Genomic DNA, 13,841 nt, shown 5'->3' on the forward strand with positions numbered 1-13,841 from the left:
ACCCGTAGGGAACGGCAGAGTCTGACCCGAAAGCTAACGACGACGCGAACGGCAGCTTTGCGCCGCATGTCGGCCATTTGAGCCAGCTTGGCCGCCGCCTGTAAGCAGACGTCGCTGCTCAAAAGGAGAGAACGATTCACAAAGACGAAGTTAAGGGCGCAGCCAAAGAAACTTCGCGGCCAAGTGAAGGACAAAGGTTGGCAAAGCAAGAAATGCAAACCCGAGACGCCGTGAAGGACTCAACTATGAAACCTGATCGAGATGGCCGCGACAGGCCTACGTCAATAGCCCGATGGCCGCCACCCGGCGGAGCAGTTCTTGCTTCAAGCTACGCCTCGGCGGGCGTGGCATCCGAAGCAGGGCCAAGGCTTCGGTCAGCGTTAGTCGTGGAAGCCGCTGTGGCGACAAAAAAGCGGCAGGTGGCGCTCTGGACGGTCACCGTCTCGCCGATGATGCTCATGATGTCGGTACCTCCACTATCAGAGCCCACGCCGTTGACACATGAGGTCGGTCCCTGGCGAAGCGGCCGGGCGCAAATCGGTCGCCGGATGCACGGTCGGCTTTTTAGCCCAAGCAAGCTGCTAGGTCTTGCTTCGTGTCCGGACCTGATCATTGGCACAGTGACTCGTCGCAGCTAAAGACCCTATTGCTCCACTCCAAGGCGAAGCCGGACAGAAGCCTCTAGGTCTTTGGCAAAATCAAGCGCGACCTGAAGAACCGTGGTTTCGTTCGAAGCGACGGATCCTTGACCCTCGATGGCGATCGGCAGTTCTATTTTGCCAGCGGTTGAGGTGACGCGAACATTAAATAGAAGCTGGCCCCCGGGCCGCTCCTCAACAGTTATCAATTCGACGGTTGCCATTGTCACTCTCCCACTCGTCAGCCGATCCCCTGAACCCCAACCTTGCCTCGCTGGGAAATGCAGTTTTCGGCTCTAATCACGATGGCGGCTGTTGCGGCAGACACCTTTTGTCCAACGACGGGGTGGTTCAAATCAGGCGGTTGCGTTCTGCGAGTTCGCGTGACCGCCTTAGAGTGCCGTCGGTGTCAGCGATCCTGCGCCTTGCCGCTTCGTCGGTTCTGATCATCAGCCGAGCTGACATAATCTTGGATGATTTGGCGACCGTCACGATCACGACGGGCGGGGCATCCGGTGTCTTCATGGTTCTCATGGATCTTATCCTTTCAAATGAAATGAGGCAGTCGACATTCGGCGATTGCTCCACATGACCGGGCCAGGAGCGCTGAACCGCAATATCGGCCTTGCCAATCAGGAGTCCCCGCCGGCCTCTTCCCACCGCTTTGCGTCCTGAACGCCGGCAATGGTTCCCGAACAGATCGCGGTAGCTAGAGGCTGGTACGTCGGGATTGGTGACGTCGTCTCCGGCTCCCTGATGTCAGCCGCGCGATCCTCATGGACCGATAACAGGCAGACCAGCGCCGTGGGCTGCTGGCAGGTTAGCGTGATCTCGTAACCATAGCGGATCAGCATGAAGATCCGCCTATCGGAAATTCGCGGCTGTTAGCGTATAGGAATCGCGGCGGTCGTGGGAATAGGCCTTGCGCGCGACATCGTAGATGGACGTGCGCAATGCGTCGAAAGCCGACAGGCATTTGACTTCCAGCGCGGCCGCCTCGCGTTTGGCGCTGTGCGACTTCGTGAGCACATCGGCCTCGACGAAAAAGCGGATTTGGAACATGCCGTCATGGCCCACGAAGCGAACGGCATTACGCGTTTCATCGAAGCTGCGGGTTGGGTTGGGGAAAGCCAGAGTCATGATCCGCACTCCGCCGGTTTCGCGACGGTGTTCAAGGACAAGAGTTCGATGCGTTCCCTGCGGCGCTCGGCATTGCGCAGATTTAAACGCAGCATGCCGCTCGTCGCGTCCAGACAACTCAAGCCGGTCATAGCATCGCCGCCGAAGCGTGCCGGAACACCGGAAAAAACATGATAGATCGACCAGGAGCGGTCGGCTTCGATACGGCGGCCATATTGATGGTGCATTGAATCGTGGCCGGGGGCACCACCTTCGTTCTCCCAGACGCTGATCGCGGTGGCAAGTCGCTTCCGTTCCGTTTCCTTGATGTGCGTATTCATGGTCATTGCCTTCCTTCTTTCACCGCTTCCGAGCCGATGATGCCGGAGTAGTGCATTTTGCCGTTTGCGTCGGTGATCATCATGGAGTCGGGATGCTGTGGCATGTCGAGGGTCCGCGCCAAAAGGCGCGCGGCTGCCATGGCGCCGTCGAGATCGTCGACCTCAACGGTTTCACGACCGACGAGGGCATGGGCATTGTCGGCGTCGCGGGTCCGGTAGAATTCGATCACGACCTTCATTGTTCTTGCCCCCCGATCCCATCGCGGTCATCAGCCCTTGCCGTTGCCGCGCGAAGCGTTGCTGTTCGCGGCCTTGATCGGGCTGCCGGATCCGCTTTCAGACTTGGGCGACGCCTTTTCCTGCTTCGGCTTCCTGATCTCGCGATTGCTGCGTCTTTGTCCCTTGGCCATGGCCGAACGTCCTTTCGATGAGGGTTGCGCCTTCGCTGGATTGCGAAGGACGGATTGGTTCGAGGCTGTCCTGTGTGGCCACCCGCTCATGCCGCTCCTCGTCGTTGCGGATGCGGTATTGTGGCGAATCTCCCCTCGGCGGGAGCGTGCCGGTGACGCGGTAGACTTCCGAGGTCTTCGGGAATGTGCCGAAGTTGCCGCGCAGGCGGACAGCTTGTCCAATAGTGAAGAGATGCATCGGCATCGCGCGGCGATTAGTATGCCCGGAGCGTCGCTGAATGCTCATGGTGGTCATGGTTGTTATCCTTTTCGAGGGCGGCGTCGAGGTCCGCCGGATTGATCGGCACCATCTGCTGCGTAGGTCCACGCATTCCGATGGCCGGCAAGTGGATGAAAGCGGCAACACGTCGCCAGGCAAGCCAGGAGGCGCCCTCGATTGCTTCCTCGTCATGGTCAACGCGATAGTCTCCAGCCGGCTGCAGTGTGTCGAAGTCCGGCAGCCGGAACGGCGCGGAGAAGTGAACGACGGTCTGTGTGGTACGGCTTGTCATGGTTGCGACTTTCGCGGGAGCACGCGGAGGCGCCTCCCGCATCATTCCCCATCCGAACCGGAACGATGCCGATGCCGCCAGTACATCCGTGGTCAGCGCCGACGTTCATTCCAAGGTTCGAACGGAGCGGCGCACGCGCCGGATCGGCGCATGGAACCGCTATCGAGAATTCGGTGGTGAATGGCGGGTCTCTGACACCGCAAAAGCCAAATCGGCCAAATCGACGAGTTCCTTATATGCGCTTTAATTCAGTTGCGAACAAGGCGCGACGTGAACTTTATTTCGCTGTCGAATAAAAAAGTTAGAACCGTCCAAAATAAGCAATCGGCTTGAGCGAACGATATTATGAACAAAAAACGCGTATCTCTTACTTTCCGATAAATTGATATTGGAGGTATTTTTTGAGATACGCGAGAATTAATTTTGGCACTCCTATCAATCGAGTGCCAAATGCACTATTTTGGTGGCGTGGTCGCCCTATGCGCCGGCCGCAGAAAGACACCAATGAAATTCCGGCCACTCCACGACCGCGTCGTCATCCGGCGCGCTGAAGGTGATTTGAAATCCAAAGGCGGGATCATCATCCCCGACACCGCGAAGGAAAAGCCGCAGGAAGGCGAAGTGATCGCCGTCGGCCCCGGTGCCCGGGACGAAAACGGCAAGCCGGTGCCGCTCGACGTCAAGGCAGGCGATCACATCCTGTTCGGCAAATGGTCCGGCACCGAGGTCAGGATCGACGGCGAGGATCTCTTGATCATGAAGGAGGCCGACATCATGGGCATCGTCGAAAAGACCGAGGCGGCCGCCAGCAAGGCCGCCTGACCGCGGCCTCATTCAAGATCGCCCTCATTCAAACATCGATTGGACAAACATCATGTCTGCCAAGGAAATCAAATTCGCCACCGATGCCCGCGACCGCATGCTGCGCGGTGTCGAACTGCTCAACAATGCGGTCAAGGTGACGTTGGGCCCGAAAGGCCGCAACGTCGTCATCGACAAGGCGTATGGCGCGCCGCGCATCACCAAGGACGGGGTCACCGTCGCCAAGGAAATCGAACTTGCCGACAAGTTCGAGAACATGGGTGCGCAGATGGTGCGCGAAGTGGCTTCCAAGACCAACGATCTTGCCGGCGACGGCACCACCACCGCGACCGTGCTTGCTGCTTCCATCCTGCGCGAGGGCATCAAGTTGGTCGCCGCGGGCATGAACCCGATGGATCTCAAGCGTGGCATCGATCTCGGCGTCACCGCCGTCGTCAGGGAAATCCAGGCGCAATCGAAGAAAGTCAAATCGTCCGGCGAGATCGCCCAGGTCGGAACCATCGCAGCCAATGGCGACGCATCGGTGGGCGAGATGATCGCCAAGGCGATGGACAAGGTCGGCAATGACGGCGTTATCACGGTGGAGGAGGCCAAGACGGCCGAGACAGAACTCGACGTCGTCGAGGGCATGCAGTTCGACCGCGGTTATCTTTCGCCCTACTTCGTCACCAATGCCGAAAAGATGCGCGTGGAGATGGAAGACTCCTACATCCTCATCCACGAGAAGAAGCTCGGCAATCTACAAGCCTTGCTCCCGGTCCTGGAGGCCGTCGCACAGAGCGGCAAGCCGCTGCTGATCATTTCCGAGGACGTCGAGGGCGAGGCGCTGGCAACGCTGGTCGTCAACAAGCTGCGCGGCGGCCTCAAGGTCGCGGCCGTCAAGGCGCCCGGATTCGGCGATCGCCGTAAGGCCATGCTGGAAGACATCGCCGTGCTGAGTGCCGGACAGATGATCTCCGAGGACCTCGGCGTCAAGCTGGAGAACGTCACGCTCGATATGCTCGGACGCGCCAAGCGCGTCGTGATCGAGAAGGATACGACCACGATCATCGACGGCGCCGGCGACAAGGCCAGCATCGCTTTGCGCATCGCCCAGATCAAGGGGCAGATCGAGGAAACGACCTCGGACTACGACAAGGAAAAGTTGCAGGAGCGGCTGGCCAAGCTCGCCGGCGGCGTCGCGGTGATCCGCGTCGGCGGCGCGACCGAAACCGAGGTCAAGGAAAAGAAGGACCGCATCGACGATGCCCTGAACGCCACCCGCGCGGCCGTCGAGGAAGGCATCGTTCCGGGTGGCGGCGTCGCGCTGTTGCGCGCAAGGACGGTACTGACGTCGTTGACGGGCGCCAATTCCGACATCAGCGCCGGCATCTCGATCGTGCTCAGGGCGCTGGAGGCGCCGGTCCGGCAGATCGCCGAGAACGCTGGCGTTGAAGGCTCCATCGTTGTCGGCAGGCTCACGGAGAGCAAGGATCGCAACCAGGGCTTCGACGCGCAGACGGAAACCTATGTCGACATGATCAAGGCCGGCATCGTCGACCCCGCCAAGGTGGTTCGCACCGCCTTGCAGGATGCCGGCTCAATTGCCGCCCTGCTGATCACCGCGGAAGCGATGATCGCCGACATCCCGGCGAAGGAGTCCGCGGCCTCGGCTGCCAGAAACGGCGGCATGGGCGGGATGAACTATTAAGTGCATCGACAGTCGCGGATGCCAAGTATGGCATCTGCAAAGTTCGTATTTTCGTTTCAGGCCGTCGTGCCCGAGCCGACATCCAAAGGCAGTGCCTCAATCCCCCGCCGCCGGCGGAGGGCAATCGTAACTTCAATCGGAAAGGATTGATACCATGGCTATGCAGAGCACGACGAAACGATCCCTCTCGCGGCGTTGGGAAGATTATCAGCCTTCGAAGACCATGCTGGTCTGGGCGTGCATCGCGGCGATCGTCGCCACGATGGTCGTCGGCTTCAGCTGGGGCGGCTGGGTGACCGGCGGAACCTCGCAAGCGATGGCGGCGACGGCAGGCGAGAACGCGCGCGGAGAACTGGCCTCCGCCGTATGCGTCGAACGATTCAACGCGGCGCCGGACAAGGCTGCAAAACTCGCCAAGTTGAAGGCCCTGACCGATAGCTACACGAAACGAGATTTCATCGCAGCGGGCGGCTGGGCGACCATGCCCGGACAGAGCAGCCCCGACAGGCTGGGCGTTCAAGGCTGCGCCACGACTCTCGCCGCATAGGCTTTTGAGGCGAGGGATCTGATCGCCGGGCAGGTTCCGGCGGTCTCTTTCGCTCTCCCATTCGATGATCGCCTATGTCAAAAAAGCGGCTCCAAAGCCAGCAACTGACGACAACGAACAAACCGCTTCGAAAGTCTCCGCGACGCGGCTGCCGAACGGCGCAGGAAAGCGGACAGGGATAGCACACCCTGGCGTGCTCGCCAGACGGCCGAGGACAACCGACACATATGACAACGGGAGGTCGGCTGCTCTTCAGCATTCACCAGGCTTCTGCTTGACAGGCCGTTCGGTGCGCAGTCTCCAAATCCATCGAGGCCCGACCATTGTCTTTGACCGACCCACCCACATCCATCTCCCCGCTCCGGGACGGCGAACGGGCTGGCCCAAGATTCTCGCCGGCTATCGGGTGCCGCACAGGGGACGCAGCCTACTTGGACTGATGGTGACGCTTATCCCGTAGCCGGCCGTTGGACGCTTGCCGCGATGGCGGTGCATTATGGCACCTGGTAGGGATGGTCCTGACGGTTCTGGCGGCAGGCTTTCTGACGTTTCTTTTTCTCGGCGCGGATTAGGGCTCGACCGGGCGATGGTGCTGGACTCCAGTCCGAACAGGCCAGCGACCATAGCTCCGCCCTAAGCGTGTCGATGAGTTGGTTCGACCGATCCCGGCTGCTCCAACTAAGCGGTCGGTGGTAGAAGCGTTTCTAGGCTTCAGATCCGATAGGCATTCGTTCTCCCACTCTGCATGATCAGGTTGAGCTGTTTGCGAAGGGCGGTGCCCTCCGTCTGCTTGAGGTCATAGCCTTCAGCTTTCAGCTTTGTTCGTAGCTCGTCCAAATTGGCGTAACCTCCAGATTTGGCGAGTTCGAAGGCGCGCTCTAGTGTCGTTTTGTTTTGATCCATGACGCCAAGCTTATAGGAATTCGACGCGTGGCGCGACAGGCGAGCAACACGGAGGACAGGCGGCCAATGTCAAAGATCTGCCGCCCTTTTTCTTTCCGCCGCTCGAGTTGCGGAGCCTAAACAATCGACGATGGCCGGATTCGGCCGCGCCGTCTTCCGGCGCCTGCATGGCTCGATCTGGGCAATGTGCAGGAAAGCCCGCCACCTTGCGGTGGCGGGCTTCTGAGACACGCGGGCGCCATCGACGCCGTTTTCAATAGGGCGAATTGCACTGCTGACGAGGACCGTAATCGGGCTGGAACGTGTTGTCCGAGGCGCGATAGCTCCGGTACCGGTCGTAGCACCACTGCACATGCGAGTTGCCGCGATAGACGCGATTGTTCTCGCTGTTGACGATGGCGCCGGTGATGAGCGCGCCGGTGACGAAGGCCGCGAGCGGGAACCAGTAGTCGCCGTGACGGCGATAGCCGCGATGATAGTCACGGGAACCTCGATGCCCATTCCAGTATGCACCGTCACTGCCGGAGAAACTGCGATTGATGCTCCGGTGCTTCATCCAGGGCTTGTAGTCGACCGACTGTGTGTCGGGCGACGCGAAAGACGCTTGTGGCTGGAATATCTGCGCAGCATCGGCGGGCACGGCGGCGACGGCAAACGACACTGACAATGTGCCCGCGAGCAAACTCGCTACGATCTTTTTCATGGTCTTTTCCTTAAAGGGTTGTTGACGCTCTTTATCGATATAAAAACTCTCCAAGTCGTTTTTCGTTCCCTAGTGAATCCAAAAGATAAATAAAAACAGTAGATTTATTCTGAAAAGGCCGTCGAAATAACAGTTATTAATGAATCTAGTTATTGATGATTGACATATTTATTCAAGAGATACGACGTTAAATTGAAAATATTCCTGGCTGCGGAACGGTGACGCCTGTATTATCGAACAACGAGATGGAGGTGGGGTTGAGCTTCTCTCCAAGTCCAAATTCGTCCGCCCTCGTGCAAGCCTGCGCGAGCTGGCAGTAGGCGCGGCGGCCCGCAGGAGCGTCTGTCATTCTGTTTTCAGCGAAGAATAAAGCCGGCTAGGGCGATCGTACCGAGAAGTGACAGCGGAACGGCAAGAAGCCAGGAAGCCTCCAGAATGGTGGTTTTCCAGAAGTTCATTTGGGCCTTCCATTCGGTTTCCCGTCAAGAACGGGCAGACCCCAGTTGGCGGTTGCGAGCGCTCAAGCGGCAGGGCTGTTCCTAGGCCGCCCGCGGTATGCGCGACGTGAATGTCGCCCTGGTGATCGACACGCTGGTGCCGCTGCCGTCGCTGATGATATCCATCCGGGCCTCGAGCTGTTTCACCAAGGCCTCGACAATAGCCGTTCCGAGGCCAGCGCTTGACGTCCCGGCTGCCTTGCCGGCGCCATTGTCCGAGACCGTCAGCTTCCAGTCACTGCCGTCGGTCTCGTAAGACACCTGGATCAGCGCCTTGGCCTTCTCCACCGGAAAGGCATATTTGATTGCGTTGAGAACGAGTTCGGTGACGATCAGGCCGAGGCTCACCGCCTTCTGCGAGTCTATCCAGCCACCTTGAGCCGTGACGTTGACCGCGATCGGCTGGTCTTCACCGACCATCGAGGAGGCTAGGCTGCTGCACAGCTTTGACAGATACGACACGACGTCGATCTCTTCGATACCAGCCGAGGTGTGAAGATGGCGCTGCACCTCGGCGACCGAAAGCACCCTTTGATGGGCGTCCTTCAGATGCTGGCGGGTTTCCTCCGAGGTGGCGGAGCGGGCCTTCAATAGAAGGATGCTGGCGATGATCTGCAGGCTGTTGGCAACCCGGTGCTCCATCTCTCGCAGCAGCACATCCTTCTGCCGCAGCAGGTCTTCTGTGCGTCCAAGAAGCTCTTCCTTTTCCCTCTCTATGACGCGGCGGGCGGTTATGTCGTTGAAGGCAAGCAGGATCGTCACAGCCGAACTGTGGTCATAGAGAACCCTTCTGGCGTTGAGCAGCATCGTGCGGCGGCCGATAGCCGGGAAATCATGCTCGACCTCGAAGCCATCCATGGCGGTCTTCTCGGGGATGATGGTCTCCAGGAGCAGGCGAAGCGCTGGGATATCCCACTGGCCGCCGCCGAGAGCGTAGAGCAACGAGCCGAGCGTCTGTTCCGAGTCAACCTTGAAAGTCTCATAGAAAGAGCGGCTGGCCGCAAGGACATGAAACTTCTCGTCCAGCACGAGCAAGGGCTCGGCGATCGTATTGACGATGGCCTGCGCCAGTGTCTGGGCATCGTCGAAGTTGGCAGAGGGATGGAACAAGGCGTGAAGCCGATCTGAAGGCGTTTTGCCTTCCTTCATGGCGTCTTACACCGTCGCCGCCTCTGTGTCGCGAATTGAATCTGCCTCGGCTTGAGGTTCGTCAGCATCGCGGGCGCAGTAAACTCGACCAAGATTTTCGTCGTTTGCCCGTTGCTCCGTCTGGTTCAGGCCGTCAATCCCTGCCGATCCCTACCGTTGCGAACCGAAGCATTGCCCTTTGCGGCGAGCTTGAGCGGGTTGCCGGCCCCGCTTTCAGGTACCTTTTCCTTCTTCGGATCCTGATCCCGCGATTGCTGCGTTTCTGTCCCTTAGCCATGGCCGAATGTCCTTTCGATGAGGACTGCGCCTTCGCCGGATTGCGAAAGGCGGACGGGTTCGAGGCTGTCCTGGGTCGTCACCCGCTCATGCCGCTCGCCATCGCTGCAGATGCGATACCGCGGCGAATCTCCCATTGGTGGGAGCGTGCCGGTGACGCGGTAAATTTCCGAGGTCTTAGGGAATGTGCCGAAATTGCCGCGCAGGCGCACAGCCTGGCCGACTGCAAAAAGATGGGTTGCGGCGGCAGGCCGGATCGAGCGGGCGCCGGGTTGCCGGGCGGTTGTATAAATCATGGTTGTCTGTCCTTTTCGAGGGCGGCGCCGAGGTCCGCCGGATTGATCGGCACCATCTGTTGCGTCGATCCGCGCATTCCGATGGCCGGCAAATGGATGAAGGCGCCGACACGTCGCCAGGCAAGCCAGGAGGCGCCCTCGATCGCTTCCTCGTCATGGTCGACGCGATAGTCTCCAGCCGGTTGCAGCGTATCGAAGTCCGGCAGCCGGAACGGCGCGGAGAAATGAACGACGGTCTGTGTGGTACGGCTGGTCATGGTTGCGACTTTCGCAGGAGCAAGCGAAGGCGCCTCCTGCATTCCCATCCGAACCGGAACGATGCCGCCGGTACATCCGTGGTCAGCGCCGGCGTCTCTAGGGTTCGAACGCAGCGGCACACGCGCCGGCTTGGCGCAATGAGCCGCTATCGAGAATTCGGTGGTGAATGGCGGGTCTCTGACACCGCAAAAGCCAAAATCGGCCAAATCAACGAGCCACTTATATGCGCCTCAATTGAGCTGCGAACAAGGCATGGATAGTTTTGTTTCAGATCCATTAGAATTCTCTATCCAGGGAAACGGGTATTCCCGAAGTTTCGCTTTGGCACCGTCACGGATGTTAATTTCTTCGACAGAGAGCGGGATGGAGGCGATACGCGGGAGCCATGCCCGAACCACCACGGCGAAACGTTCACATTGGAAAGCAGCGACTAGTCGCAGGAAGAGCTGGTGCCAACTTCATAAGATCGTTGAAGAGGCCGGCGCGGAGGCAAGGGCTAAGGCCGCCGAAATCGACCTCATGGCCTGCTTCCTCAGACGCGACCTCGAATACGCTTTGAAGGTTGCGAGAGACTGACAGGATTGGACAACTTGTCCAAGCCGGCCCCTGACTGACGGTGGAGGGCGTTTTCTATTACTGCGATGTCATTGCAATTGCCGAGATCGACGATCTCGCCTTTACCCGCTCTAAGCATCGTTGAGGGATGTCCGGCCATATCGCCTTGGTGCATTCATCGTCGACCACCGCCACAACTTCGACAGGTTGCACAGCGGCGGCCTGGGTTGTCGTTGACGAAGCGAAAAGAAGTGCGTGGGTGATCAGGGCGATAAAGGCGGCGACGGAGATGAGCAGGGCGGGGAAAGCAATCTTCTTGACCATGCACGACAACGCGCTTGTCTGTTACAAGTTCCGGGCGGTCCGCTGTCGACAATATGGCGGGGCGTTTTTTATGTTGCACCATGTTCCCCGTCACGGAGTTGCCGCTACACTTTTGGATTGCCTTAGAATCAAATCAAAAGGACCTTCCGTATCTCGGGCTTTGATGCAAGGTGCTGGCCGGAATGGAGGCCGGCATCTGATGACGCGACCTCTCTCGGATGATCTTCGACAACCGATTATATCGGCGGTTTTGGATGGCGAGAGCCGCCGGTCGGCGGACGCTAAAGGTTTGGCATTTCGGCGGCGGTGAAAATGTTCCAACGCCTCGCACTGATCGCTATCTGCTTCTGCGTGCCGTCCAGGCGGCCCAGAAAGCCGTCATACAGCCGCTGGCTTTGCCGCCTTGTCATCTTAACATCCTCACAGGAGCCACTTAACTCCCCGGAGTCTCCGCCGGAACCGGACAGCATTGCGATAATCCGGGCTGACCCGCTGCGTTGCCGCTTCTTCTGAAGCGTGCAAGGCCGCCGCTCGCGCAATCGGTTCACCGTCTGCGGAAAAAGGAACGTTGCACGCCGGTCTAATATGCCTGATCATGGCCATTGGCAGGGCGGAGATATCAAGTGGCGGCCAACAGTCGAAACGGCTCGCATCCATCGGGTTCCGGACTGGCGGGTATCCTGTATGCGGGCAACGTCCACCCGCGCATGCCCTTGCCCACGGTCGCGACTGTCGTCACGACGGTAGCCGCCCTGTATTTCGGTCGCGAGGTTTTTCTGCCAATCGCGATCGCGCTGCTACTTACCTTCGCGCTTGCCCCGTTGGTTTCCGCACTGAAACGAGCCGGCATTCCCAGGCTTCCTGCTGTCATCGTCAGTGTGCTTGGCGCATTCGCGGCGCTCGCCCTGTTTTCCTTCATCATGGCCACGCAGGTCAGCGAACTTGCTCAGAACATCCCGGTCTACCAGAGCAACATCCTTACCAAGATCCGCTCGCTCAAGGAGACAGGCGTAGGGGGAGGCATGATTGCCAGGTTGAGCGGGGTCATTGAGCGCGTCGGTCAGGAGATCAACCAGCAGGAACCGTCGCCGCCCGCCGCCGACAAGCCAGCGCGCGAGCCGGTGCCAGTCGAGATCGTCGCACGTGAAAGGCCGATCGAGGTGCTCCAGAACCTGGTCGCCCCGCTAATCGGGCCGCTGGCATCGGCTGGACTGATCATCGTCGTCGTCATTTTCATGCTGCTCGAGCGCGAGGACCTGCGCGACCGTTTCATACGCCTCGTCGGCTACGGCGATCTTCATCGAACCACCGAGGCACTCCAGGACGCCGGCAAGAGAGTCGGCCGATATCTGCTCATGCAGTTGGTCGTGAACACCGTCTACGCCATACCGATTACGGTCGGCCTTTGGGTCCTGGGCATACCCAATGCACTGCTGTGGGGATTGCTGGCGTTGGCGTTGCGCTTCGTCCCGTATATTGGCCCGGTCATTGGCGCGCTGCTGCCTTTGTTCCTGGCGCTCGCCGTTGCTCCAGGCTGGGCGCTGGTACTGTGGACCGTCGCGTTGTTCGTGGCGATGGAGTTGATTACCGGAAACGTCGTCGAACCCTGGCTTTACGGTTCGCGGACGGGGCTTTCTCCCTTAGCCATCATTGTTTCGGCAATCTTCTGGACCTGGCTATGGGGTCCGCTGGGTCTGGTCTTGTCGACCCCGCTCACGGTTTGTCTTGTCGTGCTCGGCCGACACGTGCCGCAGTTCGAGTTTCTCGACGTGCTGTTCGGGAATGAGCCCGTGCTCGAACCCCATGCCCGGCTCTATCAACGGCTACTGGCCGGTGATCCGGACGAAGCAACCGATCACGCCGAGGAGATGCTGGAGGACAAATACCTTGTCGAATTCTATGGCAAGGTCGCCATTCCGGCACTCCTGCTCGGCGAGCAGGACCGCGTTCGGGGGGTAATGGGCGACCAGCAAAGGCGGCAGGTGGCGGCCAGCGCCCAGACGCTGGTGGCAAACCTCGACGACAGCGCTAAGGAGGAGGCGGGAGATGAAGCTGATCCAACCGTAGCCGAGCACGCAGGCGCGGATACGGTGAAAGAGGCAGCAGTGGATGGCGGGGACGACATCGAACTACCAGACGGCATCGGTATGTCGGTGCTCTGCGCCGGCGGCCGGGGCGAACTCGACGATGCTGCCGCGGCCATGTTGGCGCAAGTGCTCGAAGTGCAGGGAGCGACCATATCGAAGGCAAGCTTCACTGACATGGAACCGGCAGGCATTCGCCGCCTCGAGCTGGACGCTGTTGACACTGTCGTGGTCGGTTTCCTGAACCGGGATTCTGTCAAGCACGCTCGCTTTCTGGTTCGCCGTCTGAAGCGCGCCAAGCCGGCGTTGCGGGTCGGTATCGTGTTCTGGTCCGAGACCGAAAACAACAACAACGCCCGTCTGGCGGCAGACCTGAATGCGGATTTCGTGTCGCATGGGATTGTCGACACCGTGCTCGGCGCCTTGTCGCATGAGCCGCCGATTGCGATCAAACTCGCCGCCAAACGCCGCATGCGCCGGCGGCCGCCCCCCGCCAAGAAAGTGCCGCTCGCGGTTGCAAAAGCTCAGCGTGAAGCAGGATGACGGACGCATCATTACCGCGCTTGCTGGATGGTTGCTTCTCTGGTTGTCGGCCGCGGGTCGCGGTCGCTTCACTCGGATGCTGCGCATGGCCGATTTGCGAGCCCCTATCAATGGGCGCCCAGCTGGCATGCCGGT

19 protein-coding genes and 1 pseudogene are annotated in these 13,841 nt (G+C 59.7%); 5 read left to right on the top strand and 15 right to left on the bottom strand.

Annotation, left to right across the window (positions count from 1 at the left end):
* Window positions 1-328: 328 nt before the first annotated feature.
* The 9 genes and pseudogenes from AC0YKC_RS25095 to AC0YKC_RS25135 form a co-directional block, all read right to left on the bottom strand.
* Window positions 329-460 (bottom strand): hypothetical protein, encoded by a 132-nt coding sequence (locus tag AC0YKC_RS25095; RefSeq protein WP_488513011.1) that lies wholly within the window; start codon window positions 458-460, stop codon window positions 329-331.
* Between the two features lie 183 nt (window positions 461-643).
* Window positions 644-862: a hypothetical protein gene (locus tag AC0YKC_RS25100; protein WP_488513012.1), complete on the bottom strand. Its 219-nt coding sequence runs from the start codon at window positions 860-862 to the stop codon at window positions 644-646.
* Between the two features lie 127 nt (window positions 863-989).
* Window positions 990-1,172 carry a hypothetical protein gene (locus tag AC0YKC_RS25105; protein ID WP_488513065.1) on the bottom strand — a complete coding sequence of 61 codons (183 nt, stop codon included), beginning with the start codon at window positions 1,170-1,172 and terminating at the stop codon, window positions 990-992.
* A gap of 141 nt (window positions 1,173-1,313) precedes the next feature.
* Window positions 1,314-1,492: pseudogene (locus tag AC0YKC_RS25110) on the bottom strand (transglutaminase family protein); the annotation flags it as partial.
* A gap of 10 nt (window positions 1,493-1,502) precedes the next feature.
* Complete coding sequence (locus tag AC0YKC_RS25115; RefSeq protein ID WP_488513013.1) at window positions 1,503-1,778, bottom strand: DUF1488 family protein; 276 nt, start codon at window positions 1,776-1,778, stop codon at window positions 1,503-1,505.
* Window positions 1,775-2,104 (bottom strand): hypothetical protein, encoded by a 330-nt coding sequence (locus AC0YKC_RS25120; protein ID WP_488513014.1) that lies wholly within the window; start codon window positions 2,102-2,104, stop codon window positions 1,775-1,777. The genes AC0YKC_RS25115 and AC0YKC_RS25120 overlap by 4 nt, the downstream gene beginning before the upstream one ends.
* Window positions 2,101-2,337 carry a hypothetical protein gene (locus AC0YKC_RS25125; RefSeq protein WP_488513015.1) on the bottom strand — a complete coding sequence of 79 codons (237 nt, stop codon included), beginning with the start codon at window positions 2,335-2,337 and terminating at the stop codon, window positions 2,101-2,103. Before AC0YKC_RS25125 ends, AC0YKC_RS25120 begins: the two co-directional genes overlap by 4 nt.
* A gap of 97 nt (window positions 2,338-2,434) precedes the next feature.
* A complete protein-coding gene (locus AC0YKC_RS25130; RefSeq protein WP_488513016.1) occupies window positions 2,435-2,803 on the bottom strand; it encodes a hypothetical protein in 369 nt (122 codons plus the stop codon).
* Complete coding sequence (locus AC0YKC_RS25135) at window positions 2,763-3,059, bottom strand: hypothetical protein (protein WP_488513017.1); 297 nt, start codon at window positions 3,057-3,059, stop codon at window positions 2,763-2,765. The genes AC0YKC_RS25130 and AC0YKC_RS25135 overlap by 41 nt, the downstream gene beginning before the upstream one ends.
* On the opposite strand from AC0YKC_RS25135, the gene AC0YKC_RS25140 reads away from it, so the two are divergent.
* From AC0YKC_RS25140 to AC0YKC_RS25155, 4 genes are all read left to right on the top strand, one after another.
* Window positions 3,058-3,306 carry a hypothetical protein gene (locus AC0YKC_RS25140; protein ID WP_488513018.1) on the top strand — a complete coding sequence of 83 codons (249 nt, stop codon included), beginning with the start codon at window positions 3,058-3,060 and terminating at the stop codon, window positions 3,304-3,306. The two genes, AC0YKC_RS25135 and AC0YKC_RS25140, sit on opposite strands and share 2 nt — an antisense overlap.
* Window positions 3,307-3,563: 257 nt before the next feature.
* A complete protein-coding gene (locus AC0YKC_RS25145; protein WP_488513019.1) occupies window positions 3,564-3,881 on the top strand; it encodes a co-chaperone GroES in 318 nt (105 codons plus the stop codon).
* Between the two features lie 52 nt (window positions 3,882-3,933).
* The gene (gene groL, locus AC0YKC_RS25150; RefSeq protein WP_488513020.1) at window positions 3,934-5,571 is read left to right on the top strand and encodes a chaperonin GroEL; all 1,638 of its coding nucleotides are present in this window, start codon (window positions 3,934-3,936) and stop codon (window positions 5,569-5,571) included.
* A gap of 154 nt (window positions 5,572-5,725) precedes the next feature.
* Window positions 5,726-6,118, top strand: a complete 393-nt coding sequence (locus AC0YKC_RS25155; RefSeq protein WP_488513021.1) for a hypothetical protein — start codon at window positions 5,726-5,728, stop codon at window positions 6,116-6,118.
* A 711-nt stretch (window positions 6,119-6,829) separates the two neighbouring features.
* Here AC0YKC_RS25155 and AC0YKC_RS25160 read toward each other — a convergent pair.
* The 6 genes from AC0YKC_RS25160 to AC0YKC_RS25185 all read right to left on the bottom strand — a co-directional run bounded on the left by AC0YKC_RS25160 (window position 6,830) and on the right by AC0YKC_RS25185 (window position 11,079).
* Window positions 6,830-7,021 (bottom strand): hypothetical protein, encoded by a 192-nt coding sequence (locus AC0YKC_RS25160; protein ID WP_488513022.1) that lies wholly within the window; start codon window positions 7,019-7,021, stop codon window positions 6,830-6,832.
* 253 nt (window positions 7,022-7,274) lie between these two features.
* The gene (locus AC0YKC_RS25165) at window positions 7,275-7,724 is read right to left on the bottom strand and encodes a BA14K family protein (protein WP_488513023.1); all 450 of its coding nucleotides are present in this window, start codon (window positions 7,722-7,724) and stop codon (window positions 7,275-7,277) included.
* 539 nt (window positions 7,725-8,263) lie between these two features.
* On the bottom strand, window positions 8,264-9,331 hold the full coding sequence (locus AC0YKC_RS25170; protein WP_488513066.1) for a sensor histidine kinase: 1,068 nt from the start codon (window positions 9,329-9,331) through the stop codon (window positions 8,264-8,266).
* 308 nt (window positions 9,332-9,639) lie between these two features.
* Window positions 9,640-9,942 (bottom strand): hypothetical protein, encoded by a 303-nt coding sequence (locus AC0YKC_RS25175; RefSeq protein WP_488513024.1) that lies wholly within the window; start codon window positions 9,940-9,942, stop codon window positions 9,640-9,642.
* The gene (locus AC0YKC_RS25180) at window positions 9,939-10,199 is read right to left on the bottom strand and encodes a hypothetical protein (RefSeq protein ID WP_488513025.1); all 261 of its coding nucleotides are present in this window, start codon (window positions 10,197-10,199) and stop codon (window positions 9,939-9,941) included. The genes AC0YKC_RS25175 and AC0YKC_RS25180 overlap by 4 nt, the downstream gene beginning before the upstream one ends.
* Window positions 10,200-10,833: 634 nt before the next feature.
* Window positions 10,834-11,079, bottom strand: a complete 246-nt coding sequence (locus AC0YKC_RS25185; RefSeq protein ID WP_488513026.1) for a hypothetical protein — start codon at window positions 11,077-11,079, stop codon at window positions 10,834-10,836.
* Between the two features lie 623 nt (window positions 11,080-11,702).
* Here AC0YKC_RS25185 and AC0YKC_RS25190 point away from each other — a divergent pair.
* Window positions 11,703-13,706 carry an AI-2E family transporter gene (locus tag AC0YKC_RS25190; RefSeq protein ID WP_488513027.1) on the top strand — a complete coding sequence of 668 codons (2,004 nt, stop codon included), beginning with the start codon at window positions 11,703-11,705 and terminating at the stop codon, window positions 13,704-13,706.
* Window positions 13,707-13,841: the final 135 nt, after the last annotated feature.

The sequence above is a fragment of the Mesorhizobium sp. CNPSo 4661 genome (assembly GCF_057784215.1).

Coding starts and splice junctions, on each gene's coding strand:
- AC0YKC_RS25095 (WP_488513011.1), bottom strand. CDS start 460: ATGAGCATCATCGGCGAGACGGTGACCGTCCAGAGCGCCACCTGCCGC.
- AC0YKC_RS25100 (WP_488513012.1), bottom strand. CDS start 862: ATGGCAACCGTCGAATTGATAACTGTTGAGGAGCGGCCCGGGGGCCAG.
- AC0YKC_RS25105 (WP_488513065.1), bottom strand. CDS start 1,172: ATGAGAACCATGAAGACACCGGATGCCCCGCCCGTCGTGATCGTGACG.
- AC0YKC_RS25115 (WP_488513013.1), bottom strand. CDS start 1,778: ATGACTCTGGCTTTCCCCAACCCAACCCGCAGCTTCGATGAAACGCGT.
- AC0YKC_RS25120 (WP_488513014.1), bottom strand. CDS start 2,104: ATGACCATGAATACGCACATCAAGGAAACGGAACGGAAGCGACTTGCC.
- AC0YKC_RS25125 (WP_488513015.1), bottom strand. CDS start 2,337: ATGAAGGTCGTGATCGAATTCTACCGGACCCGCGACGCCGACAATGCC.
- AC0YKC_RS25130 (WP_488513016.1), bottom strand. CDS start 2,803: ATGACCACCATGAGCATTCAGCGACGCTCCGGGCATACTAATCGCCGC.
- AC0YKC_RS25140 (WP_488513018.1), top strand. CDS start 3,058: ATGGTTGCGACTTTCGCGGGAGCACGCGGAGGCGCCTCCCGCATCATT.
- AC0YKC_RS25135 (WP_488513017.1), bottom strand. CDS start 3,059: ATGACAAGCCGTACCACACAGACCGTCGTTCACTTCTCCGCGCCGTTC.
- AC0YKC_RS25145 (WP_488513019.1), top strand. CDS start 3,564: ATGAAATTCCGGCCACTCCACGACCGCGTCGTCATCCGGCGCGCTGAA.
- groL (WP_488513020.1), top strand. CDS start 3,934: ATGTCTGCCAAGGAAATCAAATTCGCCACCGATGCCCGCGACCGCATG.
- AC0YKC_RS25155 (WP_488513021.1), top strand. CDS start 5,726: ATGGCTATGCAGAGCACGACGAAACGATCCCTCTCGCGGCGTTGGGAA.
- AC0YKC_RS25160 (WP_488513022.1), bottom strand. CDS start 7,021: ATGGATCAAAACAAAACGACACTAGAGCGCGCCTTCGAACTCGCCAAA.
- AC0YKC_RS25165 (WP_488513023.1), bottom strand. CDS start 7,724: ATGAAAAAGATCGTAGCGAGTTTGCTCGCGGGCACATTGTCAGTGTCG.
- AC0YKC_RS25175 (WP_488513024.1), bottom strand. CDS start 9,942: ATGATTTATACAACCGCCCGGCAACCCGGCGCCCGCTCGATCCGGCCT.
- AC0YKC_RS25180 (WP_488513025.1), bottom strand. CDS start 10,199: ATGACCAGCCGTACCACACAGACCGTCGTTCATTTCTCCGCGCCGTTC.
- AC0YKC_RS25185 (WP_488513026.1), bottom strand. CDS start 11,079: ATGGTCAAGAAGATTGCTTTCCCCGCCCTGCTCATCTCCGTCGCCGCC.